This window comes from Jatrophihabitans sp. (genome assembly GCF_036388195.1).
GTDB lineage: Bacteria > Actinomycetota > Actinomycetes > Mycobacteriales > Jatrophihabitantaceae > Jatrophihabitans_A.
In genome coordinates, this window is sequence record NZ_DASVSG010000175.1 from 15,286 (window position 1) to 38,249 (window position 22,964).

General features: G+C 69.9%; 23 protein-coding genes and 1 pseudogene. 12 read left to right on the forward strand and 12 right to left on the reverse strand.

What is annotated here, in order from left to right; genetic code table 11:
- Nucleotides 1–153 precede the first annotated feature (153 nt).
- Both VF612_RS17780 and VF612_RS17785 read left to right on the forward strand, forming a co-directional pair.
- Nucleotides 154–399 carry an acyl carrier protein gene (locus VF612_RS17780; protein WP_408661192.1) on the forward strand — a complete coding sequence of 82 codons (246 nt, stop codon included), beginning with the start codon at nt 154–156 and terminating at the stop codon, nt 397–399.
- Nucleotides 400–489: 90 nt separating this feature from the next.
- Nucleotides 490–1,743: a beta-ketoacyl-[acyl-carrier-protein] synthase family protein gene (locus tag VF612_RS17785; protein ID WP_408661193.1), complete on the forward strand. Its 1,254-nt coding sequence runs from the start codon at nt 490–492 to the stop codon at nt 1,741–1,743.
- 82 nt (nt 1,744–1,825) lie between these two features.
- On the opposite strand, the gene VF612_RS17790 is transcribed toward VF612_RS17785, so the two are convergent.
- Entirely contained in the window at nt 1,826–2,338 is a 513-nt protein-coding gene (locus tag VF612_RS17790) for a DUF3145 domain-containing protein (RefSeq protein WP_408661194.1), read from the reverse strand.
- A gap of 192 nt (nt 2,339–2,530) precedes the next feature.
- A complete protein-coding gene (locus tag VF612_RS17795; RefSeq protein ID WP_408661195.1) occupies nt 2,531–2,788 on the reverse strand; it encodes a DUF5302 domain-containing protein in 258 nt (85 codons plus the stop codon).
- A gap of 128 nt (nt 2,789–2,916) precedes the next feature.
- Here VF612_RS17795 and VF612_RS17800 point away from each other — a divergent pair, with 128 nt between their 5' ends.
- The 3 genes from VF612_RS17800 (at nt 2,917) to VF612_RS17810 (ending at nt 7,280) form a co-directional block, all read left to right on the forward strand.
- Nucleotides 2,917–4,095, forward strand: coding sequence for a thiolase family protein (locus tag VF612_RS17800; RefSeq protein ID WP_408661196.1), 1,179 nt, complete (start codon nt 2,917–2,919; stop codon nt 4,093–4,095).
- A 60-nt stretch (nt 4,096–4,155) separates the two neighbouring features.
- Complete coding sequence (locus VF612_RS17805) at nt 4,156–6,378, forward strand: putative bifunctional diguanylate cyclase/phosphodiesterase (protein ID WP_408661197.1); 2,223 nt, start codon at nt 4,156–4,158, stop codon at nt 6,376–6,378.
- Nucleotides 6,379–6,527: 149 nt separating this feature from the next.
- Entirely contained in the window at nt 6,528–7,280 is a 753-nt protein-coding gene (locus VF612_RS17810; protein ID WP_408661198.1) for an ArsR/SmtB family transcription factor, read from the forward strand.
- A gap of 33 nt (nt 7,281–7,313) precedes the next feature.
- Here VF612_RS17810 and VF612_RS17815 read toward each other — a convergent pair whose 3' ends face one another.
- From VF612_RS17815 to VF612_RS17825, 3 genes are read right to left on the reverse strand one after another with little or no spacing between them, the layout of a single operon-like run.
- Nucleotides 7,314–8,564 carry an ATP-grasp domain-containing protein gene (locus VF612_RS17815; RefSeq protein ID WP_408661199.1) on the reverse strand — a complete coding sequence of 417 codons (1,251 nt, stop codon included), beginning with the start codon at nt 8,562–8,564 and terminating at the stop codon, nt 7,314–7,316.
- Nucleotides 8,565–8,581: 17 nt separating this feature from the next.
- A complete protein-coding gene (locus VF612_RS17820; RefSeq protein WP_408661200.1) occupies nt 8,582–9,322 on the reverse strand; it encodes an esterase family protein in 741 nt (246 codons plus the stop codon).
- Nucleotides 9,319–10,383 (reverse strand): alpha/beta hydrolase, encoded by a 1,065-nt coding sequence (locus VF612_RS17825; RefSeq protein ID WP_408661201.1) that lies wholly within the window; start codon nt 10,381–10,383, stop codon nt 9,319–9,321. Before VF612_RS17825 ends, VF612_RS17820 begins: the two co-directional genes overlap by 4 nt.
- Before the next feature lie 132 nt (nt 10,384–10,515).
- Between VF612_RS17825 and VF612_RS17830 the strand changes: the two genes are divergently transcribed.
- From VF612_RS17830 to VF612_RS17845, 4 genes are all read left to right on the forward strand, one after another.
- Complete coding sequence (locus VF612_RS17830; protein ID WP_408661202.1) at nt 10,516–11,994, forward strand: glutamate-cysteine ligase family protein; 1,479 nt, start codon at nt 10,516–10,518, stop codon at nt 11,992–11,994.
- A gap of 245 nt (nt 11,995–12,239) precedes the next feature.
- Nucleotides 12,240–13,919, forward strand: a complete 1,680-nt coding sequence (locus tag VF612_RS17835) for a sodium:solute symporter family protein (RefSeq protein ID WP_408661203.1) — start codon at nt 12,240–12,242, stop codon at nt 13,917–13,919.
- Nucleotides 13,920–13,928: 9 nt separating this feature from the next.
- Nucleotides 13,929–14,267: a hypothetical protein gene (locus VF612_RS17840; protein WP_408661204.1), complete on the forward strand. Its 339-nt coding sequence runs from the start codon at nt 13,929–13,931 to the stop codon at nt 14,265–14,267.
- On the forward strand, nt 14,264–14,749 hold the full coding sequence (locus tag VF612_RS17845; RefSeq protein ID WP_408661205.1) for a universal stress protein: 486 nt from the start codon (nt 14,264–14,266) through the stop codon (nt 14,747–14,749). The genes VF612_RS17840 and VF612_RS17845 overlap by 4 nt, the downstream gene beginning before the upstream one ends.
- Here the strand turns inward: VF612_RS17845 and VF612_RS17850 are convergent.
- The 4 genes from VF612_RS17850 to VF612_RS17865 all read right to left on the reverse strand — a co-directional run bounded on the left by VF612_RS17850 (nt 14,746) and on the right by VF612_RS17865 (nt 17,563).
- On the reverse strand, nt 14,746–14,949 hold the full coding sequence (locus VF612_RS17850) for a DUF7455 domain-containing protein (protein WP_408661206.1): 204 nt from the start codon (nt 14,947–14,949) through the stop codon (nt 14,746–14,748). The genes VF612_RS17845 and VF612_RS17850 overlap by 4 nt on opposite strands.
- A gap of 86 nt (nt 14,950–15,035) precedes the next feature.
- Nucleotides 15,036–16,064 carry an NADP-dependent oxidoreductase gene (locus tag VF612_RS17855; RefSeq protein ID WP_408661207.1) on the reverse strand — a complete coding sequence of 343 codons (1,029 nt, stop codon included), beginning with the start codon at nt 16,062–16,064 and terminating at the stop codon, nt 15,036–15,038.
- Between the two features lie 144 nt (nt 16,065–16,208).
- Complete coding sequence (locus VF612_RS17860; protein WP_408661208.1) at nt 16,209–16,805, reverse strand: FKBP-type peptidyl-prolyl cis-trans isomerase; 597 nt, start codon at nt 16,803–16,805, stop codon at nt 16,209–16,211.
- Between the two features lie 68 nt (nt 16,806–16,873).
- A complete protein-coding gene (locus VF612_RS17865) occupies nt 16,874–17,563 on the reverse strand; it encodes a hypothetical protein (protein WP_408661209.1) in 690 nt (229 codons plus the stop codon).
- Between the two features lie 167 nt (nt 17,564–17,730).
- Between VF612_RS17865 and VF612_RS17870 the strand changes: the two genes are divergently transcribed.
- A complete protein-coding gene (locus VF612_RS17870; RefSeq protein WP_408661210.1) occupies nt 17,731–18,423 on the forward strand; it encodes a DedA family protein in 693 nt (230 codons plus the stop codon).
- Here the strand turns inward: VF612_RS17870 and VF612_RS17875 are convergent.
- Both VF612_RS17875 and VF612_RS17880 read right to left on the reverse strand, forming a co-directional pair.
- The gene (locus VF612_RS17875; RefSeq protein ID WP_408661211.1) at nt 18,420–19,568 is read right to left on the reverse strand and encodes a YihY/virulence factor BrkB family protein; all 1,149 of its coding nucleotides are present in this window, start codon (nt 19,566–19,568) and stop codon (nt 18,420–18,422) included. The two genes, VF612_RS17870 and VF612_RS17875, sit on opposite strands and share 4 nt — an antisense overlap.
- Nucleotides 19,561–20,322 carry a uracil-DNA glycosylase gene (locus VF612_RS17880; protein WP_408661212.1) on the reverse strand — a complete coding sequence of 254 codons (762 nt, stop codon included), beginning with the start codon at nt 20,320–20,322 and terminating at the stop codon, nt 19,561–19,563. The genes VF612_RS17875 and VF612_RS17880 overlap by 8 nt, the downstream gene beginning before the upstream one ends.
- 484 nt (nt 20,323–20,806) lie before the next feature.
- Here VF612_RS17880 and VF612_RS17885 point away from each other — a divergent pair, with 484 nt between their 5' ends.
- Both VF612_RS17885 and VF612_RS17890 read left to right on the forward strand, forming a co-directional pair.
- On the forward strand, nt 20,807–21,208 hold the full coding sequence (locus VF612_RS17885) for a hypothetical protein (RefSeq protein WP_408661213.1): 402 nt from the start codon (nt 20,807–20,809) through the stop codon (nt 21,206–21,208).
- Nucleotides 21,205–22,380 carry a zinc-dependent alcohol dehydrogenase gene (locus tag VF612_RS17890; protein ID WP_408661214.1) on the forward strand — a complete coding sequence of 392 codons (1,176 nt, stop codon included), beginning with the start codon at nt 21,205–21,207 and terminating at the stop codon, nt 22,378–22,380. Before VF612_RS17885 ends, VF612_RS17890 begins: the two co-directional genes overlap by 4 nt.
- Here VF612_RS17890 and VF612_RS17895 read toward each other — a convergent pair.
- Nucleotides 22,364–22,964: pseudogene (locus VF612_RS17895) on the reverse strand (hypothetical protein); the annotation flags it as partial. The gene VF612_RS17890 and the pseudogene VF612_RS17895 overlap by 17 nt on opposite strands.

The following is a 22,964-nucleotide window of genomic DNA, read 5'->3' on the forward strand; positions in this document are numbered from 1 at the left end:
GCCTCGGTCCAGCCCCGCCGTCATCAGGGCGAGCACGGCCAGCAGAGCAACCACGGCCCAGCCGTGGCGAGTACACCCGAACGTCGCCGTTCCCAGCCGGGGCCGGCGATCCAGGAGAAGGCATGCCCTTCGAGGCAGAGAGGTTGAGCACCTATGGCAACGAATGACGAGATCCTGGCCGGCATGGCGGAGATCCTGAACGAGGTCGCCGATGTCGCCCCCGACGACGTGACCGTCGACAAGTCCTTCACCGATGACCTGGACGTCGACTCGCTGTCCATGGTCGAGGTGGCGATGGCGGCTGAGGAGAAGTTCGGCGTCAAGATCCCCGACGAGGAGCTGCCCAAGCTCAAGACCGTCGGCGACGCCGTCAGCTACATCAGCTCCAACCCCAGCTGACCCGGCTGCGCCACTCCCCGGCGGCCTTCCCAGGCCGGCGCAGCCGACTACCTGATCTGCCCAGCCCCGTACCCAGAACAGAGGACAACGATGACCGAGACCTCGGTGAACACCAGCGACCCGGTGGTGGTGACCGGACTCGGCGCGACCACGCCGCTCGGAGGCGATGTCGCCTCGTACTGGAACGCGTTGCTGGCCGGGACGTCCGGCGTGGTGGCCCTGCCCTTCGACTGGGCCGAGACGATCGCGGTCCGGATCGGCGCGCCGATGGCCGTCGACCCGGCCCAGATCCTGCCCCGGGTGCAGGCCCGCCGGCTCGACCGGGCCGAGCAGGCAGCCCTGGTCGCCTCGGCGCAGGCTTGGGAGGACGCCGGCTTCACCGGGACCTCGGAGGAGAACGGCCTTGACCCGTCCCGGGTCGCGGTCGCCATCGGCACCGGCATCGGCGGCGTGACCAGCCTGATCCACCAGCACGACATCCTGCTGGAGAAGGGTCCGAGCAAGGTCTCGCCGCTGATGATCCCGATGAACATGCCCAACGGGCCGGCGGCCTACGTCGGGCTGCAGGTGGGCGCCCGGGCCGGCGTCTACACCCCGGTCAGCGCCTGCGCGTCCGGGGCCGAGGCGATCGCCTACGGCCTGGACCTGCTGCAGCTGGACCGGGCGGACCTGGTGGTGGTCGGCGGCACCGAGGCGTGCATCCACCCGCTGACCATCTCCGGCTTCGCCCAGATGCGGGCGATGTCCACCCGCAACGACGAGCCCGAGCGGGCCTCGCGCCCCTACGACAAGAACCGGGACGGCTTCGTGCTCGGCGAGGGGGCCGGCGTCCTGGTGCTCGAGCGGCTCTCCTCAGCCCTGGCGCGCGGCCGGCAGCCGTACGCGGTGCTCGGCGGCGCCGGCATCACCGCCGATTCCTACGACATCGTCCAGCCCGACCCGGACGGCGGCGGCCAGGTCCGGGCGGCCAAGACGGCGATCCAGCGCAGCGGCGTGGCGCTGTCCGACGTCGTACACGTCAACGCCCACGCCACCTCGACCCCGGTCGGGGACATGGCCGAGGCCCGCTGGATCGCGGCCCTGCTCGGCGAGCAGACCGTGGTCACCGGCACCAAGTCGATGACCGGTCACCTGCTCGGGGCGTCCGGCGCGATCGAGGCGATCGCCACGGTGCTGAGCGTGGCCAACGACGTGGTGCCGCCGACCATCAACCTCGACGACCCGGAGGACGGCCTCAGCGTGGACGTTCCCACCAAGGCCCGGGACATGATCGTGCCGGCGGCGCTGAACGACTCGTTCGGCTTCGGCGGGCACAACACCTCGCTGCTGTTCCACAAGCTCTGAGGCCGGCGGCCGGGCTGGTGAGCCTGCCGCGACCTCAGACGACCTCGCGCCTCAGAGCTCAGAGCAATCCATGGATCAGAGCTCAGACGACCTTGTGCATCAGGACGACCGGTGACCCGTCGCCGGCTGCCCGGTAGGGCTCCAATTCCGCGTCCCAGGACGAGCCCAGGATCTCGTGCAGCCCGTGGGCGAGCTCGTCGGCGGACGTGGCCCGGCTGAGCAGCCCGCGCAGCCGTTCCTCGCTCACCACGATGTCGCCGTTGGCCGAGACCGCGCTGCGGTGAAAGCCCCGGCCGGGCACGTAGGCCAACCGTTCACCGTCGGTGGAGTTGGTGCCCTCCTCGGTCACCTCGAACCGAAGCATCGGCCAGGCACGCAGCGATGCCGACAGCCGGGCAGCCGTGCCGACGGGTCCGACCCAGGTGGCCTCGGCGCGGAGCTGACCGGGCGCGGCCGGCTGGGCGGTCCATTGCAGCTTGCAGGGTCGGCCGAGCACGCCAGCCAGCGCCCATTCGACATGGGGGCCGATGGCGGGCGGGCAGCAGTGAATGAACACCACACCCCGGGTGGATGACGCCACATGAGCAGCAGACATCGCGCACCTCCGCAACTTCGACTCGACGGCAACGTCTTCCCCAAGCGCGCCGTCTGAAGTAAAGCGGTGGTACGTACGTGGCTATTGTGGCCCATGATGCCACCTCGGCGCCAGCCGGCTCGGCTAATCCGTTCATAACGGTCGCAGCAGCTAGCTGAGACCCTCAGCTGAGACGCTCAGCCGAGACCCAGGTCAGCCACCGCTCTTGCGCCGGAACTGGCGCTTGCCGCCCGCCCGGCCGTGCACGTCGTGGACCTTGCCGGTGCTCGGCCCGCCGCCGCCGACGCCCTCGGCGCGCTGGCTCTTCTTGCGCTCCAGCGCGTTCCGGAACTGGGCCTTGACGTCCGCCGGATCGGTGGATTCGGCGTCGGACGGAGCCTGGTCCGCTGAGGCATCGGCCGGGTCGGGCGAGGCGCTGGGGTCAGGGGTCGGGTTCTGCGCGGCAGCCATGGCATCAGCCTGTCATGACGCTCAACCGACTTCCACTCGACCCGGCCAGGCCGGTGAACCGCCCGACCGGGCGCGGACGTGACCGGTCGGACACTCCGGCGCCGCTCCAGTCAGGGCAAAATGGAGGAATGAGCGATGTTTACGTCCTGGACGCCGTCCGTACCCCGATCGGCCGTTACAACGGCGCGCTGGCCGGAGTCCGGCCCGACGACCTGGCCGCGCACGCGATCCGGTCCCTGGTCCAGCGATCGCCCGAGCTCGACCCGGCCCGGATCGACGACGTGTTCTTCGGCGATGCCAACGGCGCGGGCGAGGACAACCGCAACGTCGCGCGGATGGCCTCCCTGCTGGCCGGGCTGCCTACCTCGGTGCCCGGCGTCACCCTGAACCGGTTGTGCGGATCGGGCATGGAGGCGCTGATCGCGGCCAATCGGGCCGTCGCCGTCGGCGATGTCTCCCTGGCCATCGCAGGCGGGGTGGAGTCGATGACCCGGGCGCCGTGGGTGCTTCTCAAACCGGCCAAGGGCTTTCCGGCCGGCCCGGAGACGCTGCACTCCACCACGCTGGGCTGGCGGATGGTCAACCCCGCGATGCCCGGCGACTGGACCGTCTCGCTCGGGGAGTGCACCGAGCTGCTGGCCGAGAAGTACGGCATCACCCGACAGGCGCAGGACGAGTACGCCCTGGCCAGCCACCAGAGGGCCGCGGCCGCCTGGGACGCCGGCGTCTACTCCGCCGAGGTGGCCGTCTACCCCGGTGTCGAGCTGAGCCGCGACGAGAGCATCCGTGCCGACACCTCGCTGGCCGCGCTGGCCAAGCTGGCGCCGGCCTTCCGGCCCGACGGCACGGTGACCGCAGGCAACTCCAGTCCCCTCAACGACGGCTCCGCAGCCCTGCTGATCGGGGACGAGGCAGGGGCGGAGGCCGCCGGCCGGGAGCCGCTGGCCCGGATCGTGTCGCGGGCAGTGGCCGCCGTCGACCCCCAGTTCTTCGGGATCGGCCCGGTCGAGGCGGCCCGGACGGCGCTGGCGCGGGCCGGCATCGGCTGGGGCGACCTGGCGATGGTCGAGCTGAACGAGGCCTTCGCCGCCCAGGCGCTGGCGTGCCTGGCCGACTGGCCCGAGCTCGACCCGGCGATCGTCAACATCCACGGCGGCGCCGTCGCGCTCGGGCATCCGCTCGGCTGCTCCGGAGCGCGGATCGTCTCGCACCTGGCGCACCAGCTGCGCGCGCGGGGAGGCGGCTACGGGTTGGCCGCGATCTGCATCGGGGTCGGGCAGGGCCTGGCGATCGTGTTGCATGCCTGAACCTGTGCGCCGGTTCCGGCCGGGGTGGTTTGAGCGTGCGGTATGTGTGAAACTGCCATGATGGTCTCGCCGCCGAGGGTCAGTGACCTGCGCCGGTCCTGGCTGGAGCGGTTACTCGATGTGGTGCGTGAGTTGGGCGCCCTTAGCGACATCGACCAGACCCTCAACCGGATTGCCGAAGCCGCCGTGGAATTCCTGGAGTTCGGCGCTGCCGCGATCAACGTGGTGGAGTCCGGCGGCGAGGTGGTCGTGCGGGCGGTGGCCGGCCCACCCGACATCCGACAGCTGCTGGGCCGCAGCAGCCCGCTGCCGTACTGGCAGGATCTATTGAATGCCGCTGAGCCATGGGGCTCCTTGCGGTTCTTCGGCCATGACCAGGACCGCCGGGTGATCGACCGGATCGCCACCTGGACCAGCGACGAGGCCGCCAGCGAGACCGGGCCCGGCAGCTGGCATCCCGAGGACAGCCTGTTCGCGCCGTTGTTCGCCTCCGACGGCGCGCTGCTGGGCGTGCTCAGCGTCGACCAGCCGGCCAGCGGCCAGCTGCCCGATCCCGAGCAACGCACGGTGCTGGAGCTGTTCGCCAATCAGGCCGCGGTGGCGATCGCCGAGTCCCGGGCCCGAGATCGCGCCGAGGCACGCCGCTGGGAGGCCGAGCACCGCTGGCAGGTCACCTTCGAGCGCAGCCCGGTCGGAGCGGCCATCCTCAGCGAGAACGGGCACTTGCTCCAGGTCAACGAGTCGCTGGTGGAGATGCTCGGCTTTCCCCGCGAGCAGCTGCTGCAGCGCCGGCTCTCCCAGCTGACCCATCCCGACGACGTCGAGGCGGGCGCCGCCCTGTTCGACGAGCTGCTGGACGGCTCGCGGGACAGCTACGAGAGCCAGAAGCGGTTGATCCATGCCAACGGCCAGGTGGTGTTCGGGCTGCTGCATGTCGGCGTCATCCGCAATCCGGGGGGCGCCATCCAGAGCATCGTGGCCCAGATCAACGATGTGACCCAGCGCAAGCAGGCCGAGGACCGGCTGGCGCACCGGGCGATGCACGACTCGCTGACCGAGCTGCCGAACCGGACGCTGCTGGAGGAGTTGCTGGCCGGCTACCTCGCCTCCGGCCAGCCCGCCGGGGTGCTGTACTGCGACCTGGACCGTTTCAAGATCGTCAACGACAGCCTCGGGCACGAGGCGGGTGATGAGCTGCTGCTGATCCTTTCGCACCGGTTGCGTGACGCGCTGCCCGCCGGGATCACCCTGGGCAGGGTCGGCGGCGACGAGTTCGTGGCGCTGGCGCCGGGCGAGGACGACCCGCGACGGCTGCAGGCGCTGGCCCAGCGGCTGGCCTCGGCGCTGGAGCAGCCGCTGATGGTGCGCGGGCACCTGCACACCGCGAGCCTGAGTATCGGGATCACCGTCGGTGGCGCCAGCCACGACCATCCCGACGAGGTGCTGCGGGAGGCCGATCTGGCGCTGTTGCGCGCCAAGCGCCGGGGCCGGGCCAGGGTCGAGGTGTATGACCCGACGCAGGACAAGCCGGTCACCTTGCACGAGCTGGAGCTCGAGCACTCGCTGCGCAGCGCGCTGGCAGACAACCGCGGGCTGGTGCCCTACTTCCAGCCGATCGTCGGCCTGCTCGACAACGCCGCGGTCGGCTACGAGGCGCTGGTCCGGTGGGAGCACGCCGAGCAGGGCCTGCTCGACCCCGACGATTTCCTGCCGATGGCTGAGCAGACCGGCCTGATCGTGCCGCTCGGCTGGTGGATGCTGGCCACCTGCTGCCGGGCGGCCGGTGACGTCCGGCTGACCGGCGGCAGCGCCCAGTGGGTCGCGGTGAACGCCTCCGGCAGCCAGCTGGGCCGGGGCCAGCTGGTGCAGGAGATCCGCCGCGGGCTCGACGGCAGCGGCCTGGCTCCGGAACGGCTGCACCTGGAGATCACCGAGAGCGCGCTGGTCGAGGCCTCGCCGGCCGCCATCAAGGAGGTGCACGACGTGGCCGAGCTGGGCGTCCGGATCGCGTTGGACGACTTCGGCACCGGGTACTCCTCGCTGTCGCTGCTGCGCGACCTGCCGGTGTCGACGGTGAAGATCGACCGCAGCTTCGTCGCGCCGATCGCCGCCGACCGCAGCGCCCGAGCCATCGTTCGCAGCGTCATCGGCTTGTGCCAGGAGCTGGGCATCACCACCGTCGCCGAGGGAATCGAGACCCAGGAGCAGCTGACCTCGGTCAAGACGCTGGGCTGCAACCAGGGCCAGGGCTACCTGCTGGGGCGTCCGTTGCCGTTGGGGTAATTCCCCACTGACGTTGCGGCAACCGCCCGAACCGCCCGCTGCTGTTGAGGCAACTGTCCGCTGCCGTTGAGGTAATCGGCCATGTCTCCGCCTTGTCGGTTTCGGCCGTGACTTGACAGGTGACCATATGGTCACCTATTTTCAGACAGGTGGACGAGGTATTCCGGGCGCTGGCCGACCCGACCCGGCGCAGCTTGCTGGACGAGCTGTTCCGCGAGGACGGCCAGAGCCTCACCGCGCTGGCAGCCCGCTTCGAGCTGACCCGGTTCGGCGTGATGAAGCACCTCAAGCTGCTCGAAGAAGCCGGCCTGGTCGTGACCAGGCGCCGGGGCCGGGAGAAGCTGCACTTTCTGAACCCCGTCCCCATCCGGCTCGTCCACGACCGGTGGGTGAGCAAGTACGCCGAGCCGTGGACAGCCGCCCTCAGCGACCTCAAGCAACGATTGGAGACCCCGATGGAAAAGGTGTTCGAGATCTACATCCGCACGACACCGGAACGGCTCTGGCAGGCGATCACCGACAGCGAGATCCGGGGCAAGTACACCTTCGGAGTCCGGATCGACTGCGACTGGAAGGTCGGCTCGCGGTTCGAGCAGACCAGCCCGAAGGCAGACAGCCTGCTCGGCGAGGGCGAGATCCTCGAGATCGACCCGCCGCGCCGGCTGGTGCAGAGCGCCCGCATGCTGTGGAGCGACGAGGTCAAGAACGAGGGAACCAGCCGGATCACCTGGGAGATCGAGCAGGTCGGCGACTCCTGCCGGCTGCTGGTCATCCACGACCAGCTGCGCGAGGGCGCCAACGAGCAGCTCTACGGCGGCTGGCCGATGATCCTGTCCGGGCTCAAGACCTGGCTGGAGACCGGTGAGCTGCTGACCACGCCCGGGTCCCTGATGTACGCCTGAGCGAACGGGTCACCGCTCGCTCGTTCCCGCCGCTCAGGCCGCGGCTTGCTGGTCGACCACCCAGGCGCCCAGCAGGCCGCGGTAATGGGCGATGAAGTGGTCATGCTCATGCGCCGGGAACGTCGAGCGGACCGTCTCGACGAGCAACTGGTCGAAGTCCGGCCCGGCGACCCACTCCAGCACCACCTCGTCGAGGTTCGCGAGCCTGCTGGCGCAGAAGTCCTGGTACCGCTCGACGTCGAAGTAGTCATCGGCCAGCTGCCGGTAACTGGTCAGCTTGTCCGCGTAGGACAGCTCCTGCCGGTCGGCGAGGTCGAAGTACCGGCGGGTGTCGAGGTCGTAGCGGGGCTTGCGGCCGGTCACGGTGCAGAACACCGCCCACCGCACCAGCGCCTTCATCGCCCAGGGGAAGTAGTAGTGCAGGCTGGTCAGCGCGACGTCCGGGCAGGCGTTGGCGTAGTCGATCGGGTAGACCTCGTCACCCTTGATCAGCGTCTCGCAGGAGTTGAACTCCCACCGGAAGAAGGCGTTGACGAGCCGGCCGATGGTGACCACCTCATTGCCGACCTCCGGGGACAGGAAGCCGTGGCTGACCGAGTACCGGGCGTGCATCGGCTGGTCCGGATCGAACTTCATCACCATCGTCTCGGCGCCGATGGACAGGCTGCGGGCGAAGACGTCGTAGCCGTCCACCGCCTTCTGTAGGTGCATCAGGCGCTGGCCGGACTCGTCATAGGCCTGGTGCAGCTCCTTGCGATTGCGGATCTGGCTGACCCCGACCCAGGCGCCGCCGTCGTAGGGCTTCATGAACATCGGGTAGCCGATGTGCTCGGCGATCACGTCGAGGTCGAACGGCTGGTTGTACCGGGCGGCGGTGTAGGCGTACTTGGCGTGCTCCGGCGGGTTCTTGAACGGCACCAGGACGGTTTCGGGAACCTTCAGCCCGAGCCGCATCATCGCGCAGTACGCGGCGTGTTTCTCCATGCTCTGAAAGGTGAACGGGCTGTTGAGAAGGTAGACGTCGTCCATCAGCGCGACCTTCTTCAACCACTCGCGCGGGACGTAGTACCAGTAGGCCAGCCGGTCGATCACCAGGTCGTAGCGGGGCTTGTACTGCAGGTCGAACGGCTCGATGGTGACCCGCTCGACGTCGAAGTGATGCAATTGCTCGCCGTTCGCCCCGGCCGCCACCGATCCCATCCGCCGCACGATCGACTCGAACGCGGTCGGCCAGTCCTCTTCGGTGCCGAGCAGCAGACCCAGCAGGTGTGTCGTCTCCGTCATGGGCAGATCATGCTCCTTCAGCAGAATCGGGGCAGGTGGTGTGCCAGCTGCGCGCGCCAGGACGGCCAGTCGTGCGGCACGTCGTAACCCCAGAGGTCCAGCTCGTGCCGGATCCCCTTCGCGGCCAGCAGGGCCGCGAAGGCACGCGCGCTGGGCAGGGACTGGGTGGGGTGCACCTCCCAGGCGCCTTGGCCGACGACCAGCAGCAGGTTGACCCGGCGGCGCAGCCAGTCCAGATGATCGCCCTCAAGGTTGGCGACGTAGGCCATCGGGTTGTTGAAGTAGGTCTGCTCGCCCTGCTCGCCCCAGGAGTTCCAGGTGGTCGGGTCGTAGTTGCCGGACAGGCACAGCGCCAGCGGAAACAGGTCGGCGCGCTTGAGCGCGAAGTTCGCCGCGTGGAACGCTCCCATGCTGCAGCCCGTGGTGATGAACTCCGAGGCCCCGCCGCTGTCCTGCGACATCCACGGCACCACCTGCTCGTACACCCAGGACTCGAACCCCCCGTGGCGCCAGGACCGCTCCTCGGTCGGCACGCTGGTGTCGGACCAGGTGTGGCCGTCGGCGCTGTCGACGCAGTAGAACTTGACCCGGCCGGCCTCGACCAGGTCGGCGACGGCGGCCAGCATCCCGTTGTTCTCGAAGTCATGGGCGCTGCCCCGTTCGGAGGCGAAGACCAGCACCGGACGCCCGTAGTGCCCGTGCGCCACGACAGTGCCGCTGAAGTAACGCCCGGACAGGTATGCCTGCTGCTGCTTCATCCGCCCGCCACTGTTCGGAGAAGGTCGGACAGCCGCGGCTCGAAGGCATCGCGCCAGGCCGTGTAGTTGTGCACGTCGCGGACCTCGGCGAACTCCACCGGATAGCCCAGCCGGCGCAGCGCCGACGCCATCGCCTGGTTGTTGGCCATGTTCTCCTCGATGATCCCGCAGGTCATGCTCACCGGCAGCGGACGCGGATCGGTCACCGCCTGGGCCACCTCCCGAACGAACTTGGTGACCGGGCCGAAGCGCGCGAACCGCCGCTCGTGAGCGTCGGCTTCGGTGTTGAAGAAGCTACCGGACTGCAGGAACAGGCCGTCGAAGGAGTCCGGGAACAGCCGGTGGGCGTGCAGCATCGCCAGCGCGCCCAGGCTGGCCCCGGCGCCGACCCGCACCGTGCTCGGCGCCCGTTCGGCCAGCGCCGGGAGCACCTCGCCGGCCAGCGCGCGGGCATAGGCCGGGTTGACCGCGTACCACCGGTTGCGGTCCCCCGGCGCCAGCAGCGCCACCCGCAGCAGCGGCAGCCGGCCGGCCTCGATCAGCGCCCCGGTGAACGTGGTCAGCCCGGCCAGCGCGTCGTACTCGGGCCCGTCATGGGCGATCAGGAGCGGCGCGGGCTGGTCGGCGGGCAGCGCGTCCGGTGACCACAGCCGGCCGCGGATCGTGCTGCCGAGCTGGCGGCTGCCGATCGCCAGGTCGGTGACGGCCGCCGGCGCCACCGGCAGGTTCAGCCAGTCCGGCCGGCGGTAGCCGGGAAACTCGATCACGGACTTGTCGCCGAACGCCCCGCCCACCCGCAGCGGGTTCGTCGGGTCGGGAATGGTCTCGCGGCCCTCGTTGGGATGGCGCAGCTCCAGCAGGTACTCCATCCGGTCCACCGCCGGGCGCTGCACCCGCAGGGTCCACCAGCCGCGCCGGTAGCTGAAATCCAACCGGTCCCCCGGGATCCGGATGTCCTGGGAGAGCCGGACCCCTCGCAACCGGGCATGCCGATCCTGCAATCGCAAGGTGACGCCGAGGGCGTCGACGGCCGGGCCGGCGGCAGCCGCGATAGTAGTCATCACCTCCAAGACCCTAGCGCCGGCGCCGGAGCCCGTCCCGGCCAGGACAACGCCTCGCCTCGACCTCGACCGCCGATCTCTGCAAAGCTGTAGTTCGCGAAGTCCGGCTCGGTAAGCAGGAGGTGCCTGAACATGGGTGACGATGTCGAACGCACTGAGTTCACCCGGCAGGATCGGCAGTGCTACCGGGAGAAGGTCCGGCGCTGCCTCGATGTCTTCGCCCGGATGCTTGCCGAGTCCAAGTTCGACTTCGAGCGGCCGATGACCGGCCTGGAGATCGAGTTCAACCTCATCGGCGCCAACCACGACCCGGCGATGCGCAACGCGGCGGTGCTCCAGGCGATCGCCAATCCGGACTTCCAGACCGAGCTGGGCCAGTTCAACATCGAGATCAACGTCCCGCCGCGGGGGCTGGCGGGGTTGTCGCTGCAGGAGCTGGAATCGGTCCTGCGGGCGAGCCTCAACGACGCCGAGGAGCGCTCCCGCAGCCTGGGCGCCCACATCGTGATGATCGGCATCCTGCCGACGCTGACGGCCGGCGACCTGACCTCGGACGCGCTGAGCGCCAATGCGCGGTATGCGTTGCTCAACCAGCAGATCTTCGCCGCCCGCGGGGAGGACCTGCACATCTCCATCGACGGCCCGGAACGGCTGTCCACCTATGCCGACACGATCGCCCCCGAGGCCGCCTGCACCAGCGTCCAGTTCCATCTGCAGGTCAGCCCGCAGGACTACGCCAACAACTGGAACGCCGCCCAGAGCATCGCCGGCGTCCAGCTGGCGCTGGGCGCCAACTCGCCCTTCCTGTTCGGCAAGGAGCTCTGGCGCGAGACCCGGATCGCGCTGTTCGAGCAGGCGACCGACACCCGGCCGGCCGAGCTGAAGTCCCAGGGGGTCCGGCCCCGGGTCTGGTTCGGCGAGCGCTGGATCAATTCGATCTTCGACCAGTTCGAGGAGAACGTCACCTACTTCCCGGCGCTGCTGCCGATCTGCGAGGACGAGGAGCCCGCCGAGGTGCTGGATCGCGGCGACACGCCGCGCTTGCAGGAGCTGAGGATGCACAACGGCACGGTGTACCGGTGGAACCGGCCGGTCTATGACGTCTTCCGCGGCAAGCCGCACCTGCGGGTGGAGAACCGGGTGCTGCCGGCCGGGCCGACGGTGGTCGACATCCTGGCCAACGGCGCCTTCTACTACGGCCTGCTGCGGGTGCTCGCCGAGGAGGACCGTCCGATCTGGACCAGGCTGTCCTTCGCCGCCGCCCAGGACAACTTCTACGCCGGCGCCCGGCACGGCATCGATGCCCACATCTACTGGCCGGGGCTCGGCGAGGTGCCGGCCACCGAGCTGGTGTTGCGCCGGTTGTTGCCGATGGCGTATGAGGGTCTGGACCGCTGGGGCATGGACCCGGCGGTGCGGGACCGGCTGCTGGGCATCATCGAGCAGCGCTGCACCGGCCATATCAACGGGGCCGAGTGGCAGGTCAGGACCTTCCACCAGATCGATGACGACAAGCGGCCTCTGGACCGCCGCGATTCGCTGCGCGAGATGCTCGGGCGCTACGTCGAGCACATGCACAGCAACGAGCCGGTGCACACCTGGTCGAGCTGACCAGCCGGCGGGGAAACCGCTGACCGGAACGCGCCAGGCTGCTTTTCAAACAGCGGCAGCTTGAGTACTTTCGCAGAGAGGCTGAACCGGCAGCCTGGTTCGGGCAGCTGATCACCGCGACCCGACGGAGCCGGTTCCCGGCGCCTTCGAGGCATGCTCCCATCTCCTTCCCGAACGAGATCGGCCGTGCAGGTCGCACCGTGGCGACGCCTGCGCAGCTCGCGGCGTCTAGGAGGGTCGGCACTGTGCTTCGACTCGATGTGAACCTGTTCGACTACGCCATCCTGGCGATCTACTTCATCCTGGTCGTGGGGATCGGCGTGATGGCCCGGCGGGCCATCGCGACCAGCGAGGACTTCCTGCTGTCGGGCCGGTCCCTGCCCGCCTGGGTCACCGGCCTGGCCTTCATCTCGGCCAACCTGGGCGCGATCGAGATCCTGGGCATGGCAGCCAACGGCGCGCAGTACGGCATGTCGACGCTGCACTTCTACTGGATCGGCGCCGTGCCGGCCATGGTGTTCCTGGGCATCGTGATGATGCCGTTCTACTACGGCTCGCGGGTCCGCACCGTTCCGGAGTTCCTGCTGCGCCGGTTCAATCCGGCCACCCACCTGTTCAACGCGCTCAGTTTCGCGGCCGCAGCGGTACTTACCGCCGGCGTCAACCTCTATGCCCTGGCGCTGGTCATCAACGCCCTGATCGGGTGGCCGACCTGGTTCTCCATCGTGATCTCGGCGCTGTTCGTGCTCGCCTACATCACCTTGGGCGGGCTGTCCGGCGCCATCTACAACGAGGTGCTGCAGTTCTTCGTCATCGTCGCCGGCCTGGTGCCGCTGGTGGTCATCGGCCTCAACGAGGTCGGCGGCTACAACGGCTTGAAGCAGAAGGTCACCGGCACCGCGTTGGGGTCGGAGTCCTTCTCGACCTGGTCGGGCACCAACGTCGGGCACTGGACCAACCCGCTCGGCGACTGGATCGGCATCGTGATGGGCCTGGGCTTCGTGCTGTCGTTCGGGTACTGGACGACCAACTTCGCCGAGGTACAGCGGGCGCTGTCGGCCAAGGACCTGTCCGCCGCCCAGCGCACCCCGCTGATCGGCGCGTTCCCGAAGATCTTCATCCCGGCGCTGACCATCCTGCCCGGCCTGATCGCTCTGGTGCTGATCCCCAACCTCGGCAAGACCGACGACCTCACCTACAACGACGCGATCCCGTTGCTGATGAACCGGTTCCTGCCCAACGGCGCGCTCGGGATCGCGCTGGCCGGCCTGCTCGCGGCGTTCATGGCCGGCATGGCCGCCAACGTCAGCTCGTTCAACACCGTGTTCACCTATGACATCTGGCAGACCTACGTCGTCAAGGGCCGCCGCGACAGCTACTACCTGCGGGTCGGCCGGGTGGTCACCGTGGCCGGCATCGTGGTCGGGATCGGCACCGCCTTCATCGCCAGCGGCTACAGCAACATCATGAACTACATCCAGCTGCTGTTCTCCTACTTCAACGCCCCGCTGTTCGCCACCTTCATCATCGCCATGTTCTGGAAGCGAACCACGGCATGGGCGGGGTTCTGGGGACTGGTGGCCGGGACCCTGGGCGCCGGCGTGATGCACTTCGCCGGGTACCACATCGCCTACTTCTACCCCGGTGGCGTGTTCGACCCGACCCACTCCACCATCAACGCGCAGATGCTGAACTTCTACGGCGCGATCACGGCATTCGTGGCCGACCTGGTGGTCACGGTGGCGGTCACCTTGGTCACCCGGCCGAAACCGGAGGCCGAGCTGGCCGGGCTGGTATGGGGCGTGCACGACCCGAACGCGCCCGATCCGGCCACGGTGCCCAAGCCGCTCTGGTGGGCCTCGCCGAAGCTGCTGGCCACCGCGGCGCTCGGCATCGTCATCGTCCTGTCCGTCATCTTCGCCTGAGAGGCAGCCATGTCCGAACCCCATCACGGCGCCACTTCGGCCTCCCGGACGGCAGCCTCTGCCGACTCGGAGGTCCCGCAGTCCGCGGCGGCCAAGCTGTTCGACATCCGGCTGCTGATCGGCGGCCTGTTCACCCTCTACGGGTTGATGCTCACCATCGCCGGGTTCTTCACCTCGGAGTCGGCCCAGCAGAAGGCCAGCGACATCAACATCAACCTGTGGCTCGGCCTCGGGATGCTGGCGCTGGGCCTGCTGTTCCTGCTCTGGTGGCGGTTGCGGCCGTTGAAGATCGAGCCGCATCCGGTCGAGCCGCACGGAGCCGACCCGCACCCGGTGGACCGGACATGAGCAGCCCGTCGGCGGTGATCGTGGTCGGTGTCGACGGCTCGGACACCAGCCGGGACGCGGTGCGCTGGGCGCTGAGCCAGGCCGCGCTGACCGGCGCGGCGCTCCGCGCGGTATCGAGCTGGCGCTGGCCCAATTACCTGACCCGGCTGCCGCCAGGAGCGGATCTGGCCGAGGAGACCAGCCAGGTCCTCGACGAGATGGTCGCCGGCGTACTGGCCGAGCATCCGCAGGCGGCTGCCACGGTGGCGGTGACCAAGCACGTCGTCGAGGGCCCGGCCGGCCCCGCGCTGCTGACCCAGTCCCATAGCGCCACGCTGCTGGTGGTGGGAGCCCGCGGCCGCGCCGCGTTCCCGGGGATGCTGCTCGGCTCGGTGGCCGAGTACTGCGTGCGGGAGGGAACCTGCCCGGTGGTGGTGGTCCGGGCCCCCGATCCGCCGCTCAGCGAAGCCGGACCGGCGCCCGGCCTAGCTGTGATGTCCTAGCGGGTCGGCCGCTCGTCGCGCACCACGACCGCGGCGTCGGCCCGCAACGCCGCCTCGTTCAGGCCGTAGTGGTGGGCGCACCAGAGCAAGGTGCCGCCGCTGCGCATCACGGTGACCACGACTGCCCGCGCCGAGCACCGGTCGCAGCGATCGGCTGCGGTCAGCGCGAAACCGCTTCGTTGTACGGCGTGGGTCTTCATAGCTGGCTCCTGACTGGCGTAACAGGAATTCGGATCGGCGGGCGGGTCCGGATTGGACTGCGGTCAACCTGGCATCGGCGCTGGCCTCAGCCCGGGTCCGGCGCCAGCCGGACGACCATCTTGCCGGTGTTCGCGCCCTGCAACATGCCGATGAAGGCCGGCACCGCTTGGTCCAGGCCGTCCACTACCGTCTCGCGGACGACCAGGTCTCCCGAGGTCAACCAGCCGGTGACCGCCTTGCGGAACTCCGAGCGCAGCTGGCCGTGGTCGGTGACCAGGAATCCCCGCAAGGTCAGCCGCTTGCCGATCGTCAGGGCGAGGTTTGCCGGGGCTACCGGCCGGTCGGTGCTGTTGTAGAGCGAGATGGCCCCGCACAGCGCGACCCGGCCGTGCACCTTCAGCGAATCGATCGCGGCCTCGAGGTGCTCGCCCCCGACATTGTCGAAGTAGACGTCGATCCCCTCGGGCGCGGCCTGCCGCAGCAGGTCGCGCACCGGTCCGTCGTGATAGTCGAAGGCGGCGTCGAAGCCCAGCTCCTCGGTCAGGAAGCGCAACTTCGCGGGGGATCCGGCGCTGCCCACCACCCGGGAGGCGCCGCGGAGTCGGGCGAACTGGCCGGCCAGGCTGCCCACGGCGCCGGCCGCGCCCGACACGAACACCGACTCCCCCGCCTGGAAGGCGGCCACCTCGAACAGGCCGGCGTACGCCGTCAGGCCAGGCATTCCCAGCACTCCCAGATAGCTGGAGGAGGGCAGCCCGGCCACCGGCTCCACGCGCTCGGCCTGCCGGGCCGGCACCAGGGCGTACTCCCGCCAGCCGAGCCCGTGCAACACCAGGCTGCCGACGGGCAACTCGGGCGCCTCGGACGCGATGACCTCCCCGACCGCGCCGCCGTCGGCCGGCTGGTCGAGCTGCCACGGCGGCGCGTAGGACGGCACATCGTTCATCCGGCCCCGCATGTAGGGATCCACCGACATCACCAGGTTGCGGACCAGCACCTGACCGGGGCCGGGTTCGGGCACCTCGGTGGTCACCATCCGGAAATCGGATTCGACCGGCTCGCCAAGCGGCCGGGCGGCCAGCTGTATCTGTCTGGACGTCCTCACCACTGTCATTGCCTCCTGAAAACGGCGCGAAAGCATCAGCATGCCGCACGTCGGGCGTCAGCGGCGTGGTGTGCGGTGGTGGGCGTTGTCCGGGTCGGGTGAGGGCAAGTCTAGGAAGCGGCGCGCTCGCGATTCATCGCGGGATTGCCTGAACTACTTCACGGCGATCAGGTCGACCACGAACACTATCGGCGCGTTGGGCGGGATGCTGCCGTCCGGGGTGCCGGTCCGGCCGTAGGCCAGGGCCGCGGGCAGGATCATGATGCGGCGGCTGCCCACCTTCATCGGCTGGGCTCCCGAGCCGCCGCCGATGCCGTGCCTGAAGCCGACCGGCATGGCCTGTTGCAGCGCGAAGCTGGCGGCCCCACCGTGATCCCAGGAGGCGTCGAACTGCTTGCCGTCGGCATAGCGGAGGCCGACGTACTGCACGGTGACCGTGGAGTTGGGTGTCGCGGCAGCTCCGGCGCCGGCCACCACATCCTTGACCAGCAGCGCGGTGGGCGCGGTCGCCGATCGGGCGATCGCCCGGGGCTTGGCGGTCAGGTCGGTGGGGTTGCCCAGGGTGACCCCGTTGAAGCTGACCTCCGCCGGTGGGCTGGACGAGGCTGCCGAGCTCACCGTGGACGGCGCCTGGCTCGACGACGTGGTGCTCGAGCAGCCGGTCAGCACCGCCACCCCGGTGCCCAGCGCCACCGCGGTTGCCGCCAGCCTGGTCGCCACGCCATTCGGCGTCCCTCGCTGCTCGGCCATCCGTTCAGAGTAGTTGAGCGCTCCGGCTCGCCCCGGTCAGCGTGCGGGCGGCGGCGTCAGCCACCCGGTTAGCCGGCCGCAAGCACCGCCGGATCGACCTGCGGGCGGTACCCGCCGCACAGCGCGGCCACCGTCGACGGTGGCGTGATCACCTCGGCAGTCCCGACGCGTGGCCGGGGCAGTGGATCGAGGTAGCCCTGCGGGCTCCACGGACGGAGGCTGTCGGCCAGCACCAGGCACGCCCTGCCGTCCACGGCGGCGAAGCTCGCCTCCGGCAGCTCCGGCCACCGCATCGGGTGCAGCCGCCGCCGGTGGGTGCCGCGCACGATCCGCTCCTGGTGCAGTTGGCGGTCCATCTCCTTGGCCAGCGGCATGGCAGCCCGGTCGGCGGCAGCCCGCTCGCCTGCTCCGGCGACCCAGGCCGACCGGAAGGCGTTGTAGTCCGCGCGGCGGCACAGCGCGCACGGCCGATGCCCGGCCGCCAGCGCCACCGCCTCGTCATAGAAGTACAGCACCGTGAAGTGGCCCGGTGTCCACTGCGGCAACCGCCAGTCCCGGTACTGCAGCCTGCAGATGATCCACAGGTCGCTGCGGTGGAACCGGACCACGTCGGTGCCCTCGTGCAGGATGCCGCGGTTGCCCAGCCAGGCGCCGCGCTGCTCGATGGCCACGATGTCGCCCCAGGGAGTCACCCGGTTGCGCATCGGCGGCCGAGTACCGGCCGGCCGCGAGTCCGCCTGCCCAGGATGGGTCGCCACTGCTGCTCCGTTCTGCCACCTGACCAGCCACCTGACCAGCCACCTGCCGCGATCCGGGCATGGCGGTCAATGGTGCGCTATGGCGCCCAGCGGGTCAATCGCCGCCGGAGCGCAGAGCAGCACGGCAAAGACGAGGCCGCGAGCCGAACTTCCCGTACCGTGTCCGCATGAGCGTGACCAGCACGATCGTGGAGCCGGTGTTGAACTTCTCCGGCGTGCCGGCCTACGCGCTGGTGGGCGGCCTGGCATTCGGTGAGGCGGCCCTGTTCTTCGGCTTCCTGCTGCCCGGTGAGACCGCCGTCATCATCGGCGGTGTGCTGGCCTACCAGCAGTCGGTGTCACTGACCGTCATGTCGCTGGTGGTGGTGACCGCTGCCATCCTGGGCGACAGCGTCGGGTACGAGGTGGGCAAGCGGTACGGCGGGCGGCTGCTGGGCACCCGGATCTTCGCCAGGCACCAGGAGGCCATCGCCGGCGCCCAGGGCTTCCTGCGCAGGTCCGGTGGCCGGGCGGTGTTCCTGGGCCGGTTCACCGCGTTCCTGCGCGCGGTGATGCCGGGCATGGCGGGCGCGGCGCGGATGCCGTACCGGAAGTTCCTCATCTTCAACGCCCTGGGCGGCATCACCTGGGGGTTGGGCTTCACCCTGCTCGGCTACCTGGCCGGCGCCAGCTATCACAGGCTCGAGCTCTACGCGGGACGGTTCAGCCAGGCGATCCTGCTCGTGGTGTTGGTCGCCGTGGCGATCCTGCTGATCCGGCGCCATCGCGCCAAGGCGGCCATGCTGGCAGCTGACGCGCTGCCACCGGCGCACGAGCGGACCTCGCCGGACTCCGCCGCACGGCCCAGCGCCGAGAGCTAAGCCCCGGAGCCTGCCGGACCAGGCTTGGCCGGCTGATCCGGCCCGCGCGGGACGTCAGGCGCCTCCGAGCCGTCGGCGTCGTCCGGCTCGGCCGCCTCGCGGAAGCCGTCCGGCTCGGACGCCTCGCCGGAGTCGTCCGCCCCGTCCGGCTCGTGGAACTCCACCTCGACGCTTTCGAACTCCTTGTGCTTCTCGGTCTTCGGGTAGGAGGCGTACGCCCGACGGTCGCCCTCGGTCAGCCGGACGTTGTCGGTGAACGGCGCGAGCAGGCTGCGCGGCCAGAGCTTCCTGGCCCGCACCGCGCTGTACTCCGCGGACATCACGATGACCAGCGCGCCGAGGTAGATCCAGGCGATGGCGCCCAGCACCAACCCGAACACCCCGTAGGTCGCGCTGGCGTCCTTGAGGTCGTGGGCGACGTAGTACGTGCCGACCACCTGCAAGAGCTGCCAGCAGATCGCGGCGGCAAGCGCCCCGCCGCGAACCTGGGCCAATGTGATGTGCTCGGCGGTCATCAGCTGGAAGGCCACCATGAACAGCACCGCGTTCACCGCCACCGACAGCACGGTGCTCAGGATCCGGGCCCCGATGCTGAGGCCGATGCCGTAGGCGCCGGCGCTGGTGGTGAGCCCGGACAGGATGGTGGTGGCCAGCACGCCGGTGCCCAGCAGCATCAGCAGCAGCAGGCTGATGCCGCGCGCTCGGAACACGTTCGGCCGGGCATGCCGGGGCACCGCCCATACCTTGTTCATCGCGTTCTGGCACGCCTGGGCAACGCCGAGACCGCCGTACATGCTGCCGAGGATCCCCACCACGAGGCCGATGACCTTGCCGTGCAACGGATCGATGTTGGTCCGTAGCTGGTCGCCGATCACCGGGAACTGGCTGAGCGCGGAGTTGAGAACCTGCAGTTGCAGATGCTCGTTGCCGTGCAGGGCGTAGCCGAGCACGGTGACCAGCAACAGCAGCAGCGGAAACAGCGAGATGAAGGCGTAGTAGGTGATCAGGGCGGCCAGCACGTTGCCCTGGTCGTCGATGAACTTGTACAGCACCGCCAGCGGCATGCCGGCCCACCGGTGCCGCCGCTGGAACCGGTCCAGCGCCTTGGTGATCCGCGACGCGGTCTGCGGAAGGTCCTCAGCCATCGGGCGGCTCCGGCACATCATCGCGTGGACGCAACCCGGCGGCCTCCGCCGCGGCGCCGAGCACCTGGCACAGCATGGCTGGTGTCAGCCGTCCGGTGAAGGTGTTCTGCTGGCTGACGTGATAGCAGCCGAACAGGCTCAACTCCGGCCCCGAGTCGGTGGCCGGCAGCCGCACCACCGCGCCATGGCCGAACACCGGGAGCGGGCGGGGCAGCCGCCAGGACGTCGCCGCCAGCACCGGCAGCAGCGCCTGCCAGCCGAAACCACCCAGCACCACCACCGAGCGCAGCGTGGGACGCAGCAGCTGCAGCTCGCGCGCCAGCCAGGGCCGGCAGGTGTCCCGCTCGGCAGGGGTGGGCCGGTTCTCCGGCGGCGCGCACCGGACCGGGGCGGTGATCCGCACGCCGCGCAGCCGCATGCCGTCCCCGGCTGACACCGAGGTCGCCTGCGAGGCCAGGCCCAACTCGTGCAGCGCGGCATACAGCACGTCGCCGGAACGGTCGCCGGTGAAGATCCGGCCGGTCCGGTTGCCGCCGTGCGCGGCCGGAGCCAGCCCGATGATCACCATCGCCGCATCTTCCGGGCCGAAGCCGGGCACCGGGCGTCCCCAGTAGTCCCAGTCCCGGAACGCCGCTCGCTTGACCTGGGCGACCTCTTCGCGCCAGCGGACCAGTCGCGGACAGGCCCGGCAGTCGGCAACCGCGGCATCGAGTTCGGTCAGGGAGGCGACCTGCCCAGGGCCCTGGGTTGTCATCGATCGATCATAGGTGCGGCCCGGTCGGAGCTGGAGGCAGCGTGGTCCGGCGCGAGGATGGCCGGCTCTTGAGTGGCACAGTCCCCGGCGGGGGGACACGCTGGTGTCGCCAGCGATCTCCAATCCGATGGATGTCCCTGGCGCGAGGATCGGTGGGTGCAGCCAGCTCTCGAGCGGGCGGTGCGGCAACGGAGACGACAGGGCTAGGAGTGGCGCAGGTGAAACCTCTCGACCCGGCAGCAGCCGCACGCACGCGGGGTGGCGGCAGCCCGCCAGCCTTGACTGCAGACCACCGGGCGCGGAGACTCCGGATATCGCTCAGCTCCGACCCGGGCGTCCCGCCGAGCTTGAGGCGCACCGCAGCCAGGCGAGTCAGGGATCGGCGACCGTGTGTCGGCCGGCCAGGAGTCACATTATGAAGTTGGTAGAATTTGTAGCTGTGCTCCGGTCGTCGGCCAGGGGGGTCCGACGCCGGCCGCCCCGCATGTCGGAGGAGATCGACGAGGAGAACGCCGCCGATCCGTTCCGCTGGCAGACCGTCACCGTCCTGGCGACGCCGGACGAGGTGGCTCCGGATGGCCAACTGCCGGCGCCGCTGGCCGAGCTCGCCGAGGTGATCGACACCAGGCTGGAGCCTGCGCCGGGCGGCCGCGGCAGCCAGCTGTCGGCGCGCACCAAGCCCGGGCCCAAACCCGACTCGACGCTCTGGAAGGGCGAGGATCCTACCCGCAGGATCCGCAGCGCGCTCCAGCACGCCAAGCAGCTCACCGAGGTCGGCGAGGTGCTGTCGGTGGAGCCGCAGCCCGCTGGCAAGCGGCGCCGGCCGGCAGCCGGGCTGCTGGTGGATCTGATGACCGGCGATGCCGACCAGGAAGACGTGGTGTGAAGGCGCTGTGCTGGACCGGTGTCGATGAGCTGTCCTTGGAGACGGTTCCCGATCCACGGCTGCTCAACGCCCACGATGCGATCGTCAAGGTACGGCTGAGCTCGGTCTGCGGCTCGGACCTGCACGTGCTGGGTGGCTACCTGCCGACCATGCGCTCCGGTGACGTGCTCGGCCACGAGTTCATGGGCGAGGTGGTCGAGGTCGGCTCCGCTGTGAGCAGCCGTCGCGTCGGAGAGCGGGTGGTGGTCTGCTCGTTCATCAGCTGCGGGCACTGCTGGTACTGTCGCAATCAGCTTTTCTCCTTGTGTGACAACGGCAATCCGAATCCCCTGCTGGCCGAGAGCCTGTGGGGACAGGCGCCGGCCGGTTGCTACGGCTACTCCCACGTGCTCGGTGGCTTCGCCGGCAGCCACGCCGAGTACGTCCGGGTTCCCTATGCCGATCAAGGGATGTTCCCGATCCCCGGCGAGGTGGACGACCTCACCGCGCTGTTCGCCTCCGACGCCGCTCCCACCGGCTGGATGGGCGCCGACCTGGGCGGCGTCCAACCCGGGGATGTGGTCGCGGTCTGGGGCGCCGGCGCGGTGGGGCAGCTGGCTGCCCAGGCGTCGGTGTTGCTCGGCGCCGCCGAGGTCATCGTCATCGACGGCGTGCAGGAGCGCTTGGACCAGGCCAAGCAGCTCGGCGTCCAGCTGATCGACTTCCGCACCAGCGACGTCTCGGCCGAGCTGCGCGAACGGACCGGTGGCCGCGGCGCCGATGTCTGTATCGAGGCGGTCGGAATGGTGTCGGGCAGCCCGTCGGTGCCGCTGTACGGCTATGACCAGTTCAAGCAGGAGCGACGGCTGGGCACCGACCGCCCGCTGGCCGTGCGGGAGGCGATCTTCAACTGCCGCAAGGGCGGCAGCGTCTTCGTGCTGGGTGTGTTCGGCGGGGTGGTCGACAAGTTTCCGCTGGGTGCGGTGATGAACAAGGGGCTGACCCTGCGCAGCGCTCAGCAACACGGCCAGCGCTACATCCCGATGCTGCTGGACCGGATGGCGCGCGGGGAGCTACGGACCCGGCACCTGGCCACCCACGTGATGCCGCTGGCGAAGGCGGCGCACGGTTACGACCTGTTCAAGAACCGCAGGGACGGCTGCGTCCGGGCGGTGTTCAAGCCCGGTCCGTGAGCCGGCCCGGCCCGCTGCGCCGGCGGCCGGAGAACCGCAGGGCCAGACCCGCCAGCAGCAGGAGCAGCGCCGCGGCCGCGGGTTGACCGAGATCGCGTCCGGTGCGGGGCAGTGCGTCCCCGCCGGGCGCCGAAGAGCCAGGTGGAGAAGAGCCGGGCGGTGACGAGCCGGGCGGTGACGAGCCGGCCTGCCCACCGGTCACGCTCGCCGTCAGCACCGCCGCATTGCTGAGCACGGCCGCCTCCGAACCGCGTCCTCCGCCGCCGGTCACGGTGGCCACGTTGCGGATCACCGTTCCCGGCGTTGCCGAAACCAGCGTCACCAGGGTGAGCGGCGAGGCCGCTCCGGGCGGCACCGGCGCCGAGTGGACGCAGCGCAGCGTCGTCCCGGCGTGAGTGCAGGACCAGCCTACGCCGGACGCCGCGGAGTAGCTCAGGCCGGTCGGCAGCGCATCGGTGACGATCACCGGAGCGACCGTGGCGTTCTGCCCGTGGTTGGTCACCGTCAGCCGATAGCTGGCCACCCCGCCGGCGTAGGACAGCAGCACCTTGCTCAGCCGCAGCGCCACCGACGCCACCACCGAC

Excerpts from the sequence above, each read along its gene's own strand:
- VF612_RS17780 (WP_408661192.1), top strand. The coding sequence starts at position 154 with ATGGCAACGAATGACGAGATCCTGGCCGGCATGGCGGAGATCCTGAAC.
- VF612_RS17785 (WP_408661193.1), top strand. The coding sequence starts at position 490 with ATGACCGAGACCTCGGTGAACACCAGCGACCCGGTGGTGGTGACCGGA.
- VF612_RS17790 (WP_408661194.1), bottom strand. The coding sequence starts at position 2,338 with ATGTCTGCTGCTCATGTGGCGTCATCCACCCGGGGTGTGGTGTTCATT.
- VF612_RS17795 (WP_408661195.1), bottom strand. The coding sequence starts at position 2,788 with ATGGCTGCCGCGCAGAACCCGACCCCTGACCCCAGCGCCTCGCCCGAC.
- VF612_RS17800 (WP_408661196.1), top strand. The coding sequence starts at position 2,917 with ATGAGCGATGTTTACGTCCTGGACGCCGTCCGTACCCCGATCGGCCGT.
- VF612_RS17805 (WP_408661197.1), top strand. The coding sequence starts at position 4,156 with ATGGTCTCGCCGCCGAGGGTCAGTGACCTGCGCCGGTCCTGGCTGGAG.
- VF612_RS17815 (WP_408661199.1), bottom strand. The coding sequence starts at position 8,564 with ATGACGGAGACGACACACCTGCTGGGTCTGCTGCTCGGCACCGAAGAG.
- VF612_RS17820 (WP_408661200.1), bottom strand. The coding sequence starts at position 9,322 with ATGAAGCAGCAGCAGGCATACCTGTCCGGGCGTTACTTCAGCGGCACT.
- VF612_RS17825 (WP_408661201.1), bottom strand. The coding sequence starts at position 10,383 with ATGACTACTATCGCGGCTGCCGCCGGCCCGGCCGTCGACGCCCTCGGC.
- VF612_RS17830 (WP_408661202.1), top strand. The coding sequence starts at position 10,516 with ATGGGTGACGATGTCGAACGCACTGAGTTCACCCGGCAGGATCGGCAG.
- VF612_RS17840 (WP_408661204.1), top strand. The coding sequence starts at position 13,929 with ATGTCCGAACCCCATCACGGCGCCACTTCGGCCTCCCGGACGGCAGCC.
- VF612_RS17845 (WP_408661205.1), top strand. The coding sequence starts at position 14,264 with ATGAGCAGCCCGTCGGCGGTGATCGTGGTCGGTGTCGACGGCTCGGAC.
- VF612_RS17850 (WP_408661206.1), bottom strand. The coding sequence starts at position 14,949 with ATGAAGACCCACGCCGTACAACGAAGCGGTTTCGCGCTGACCGCAGCC.
- VF612_RS17855 (WP_408661207.1), bottom strand. The coding sequence starts at position 16,064 with ATGACAGTGGTGAGGACGTCCAGACAGATACAGCTGGCCGCCCGGCCG.
- VF612_RS17860 (WP_408661208.1), bottom strand. The coding sequence starts at position 16,805 with ATGGCCGAGCAGCGAGGGACGCCGAATGGCGTGGCGACCAGGCTGGCG.
- VF612_RS17870 (WP_408661210.1), top strand. The coding sequence starts at position 17,731 with ATGAGCGTGACCAGCACGATCGTGGAGCCGGTGTTGAACTTCTCCGGC.
- VF612_RS17875 (WP_408661211.1), bottom strand. The coding sequence starts at position 19,568 with ATGGCTGAGGACCTTCCGCAGACCGCGTCGCGGATCACCAAGGCGCTG.
- VF612_RS17880 (WP_408661212.1), bottom strand. The coding sequence starts at position 20,322 with ATGACAACCCAGGGCCCTGGGCAGGTCGCCTCCCTGACCGAACTCGAT.
- VF612_RS17885 (WP_408661213.1), top strand. The coding sequence starts at position 20,807 with ATGTCGGAGGAGATCGACGAGGAGAACGCCGCCGATCCGTTCCGCTGG.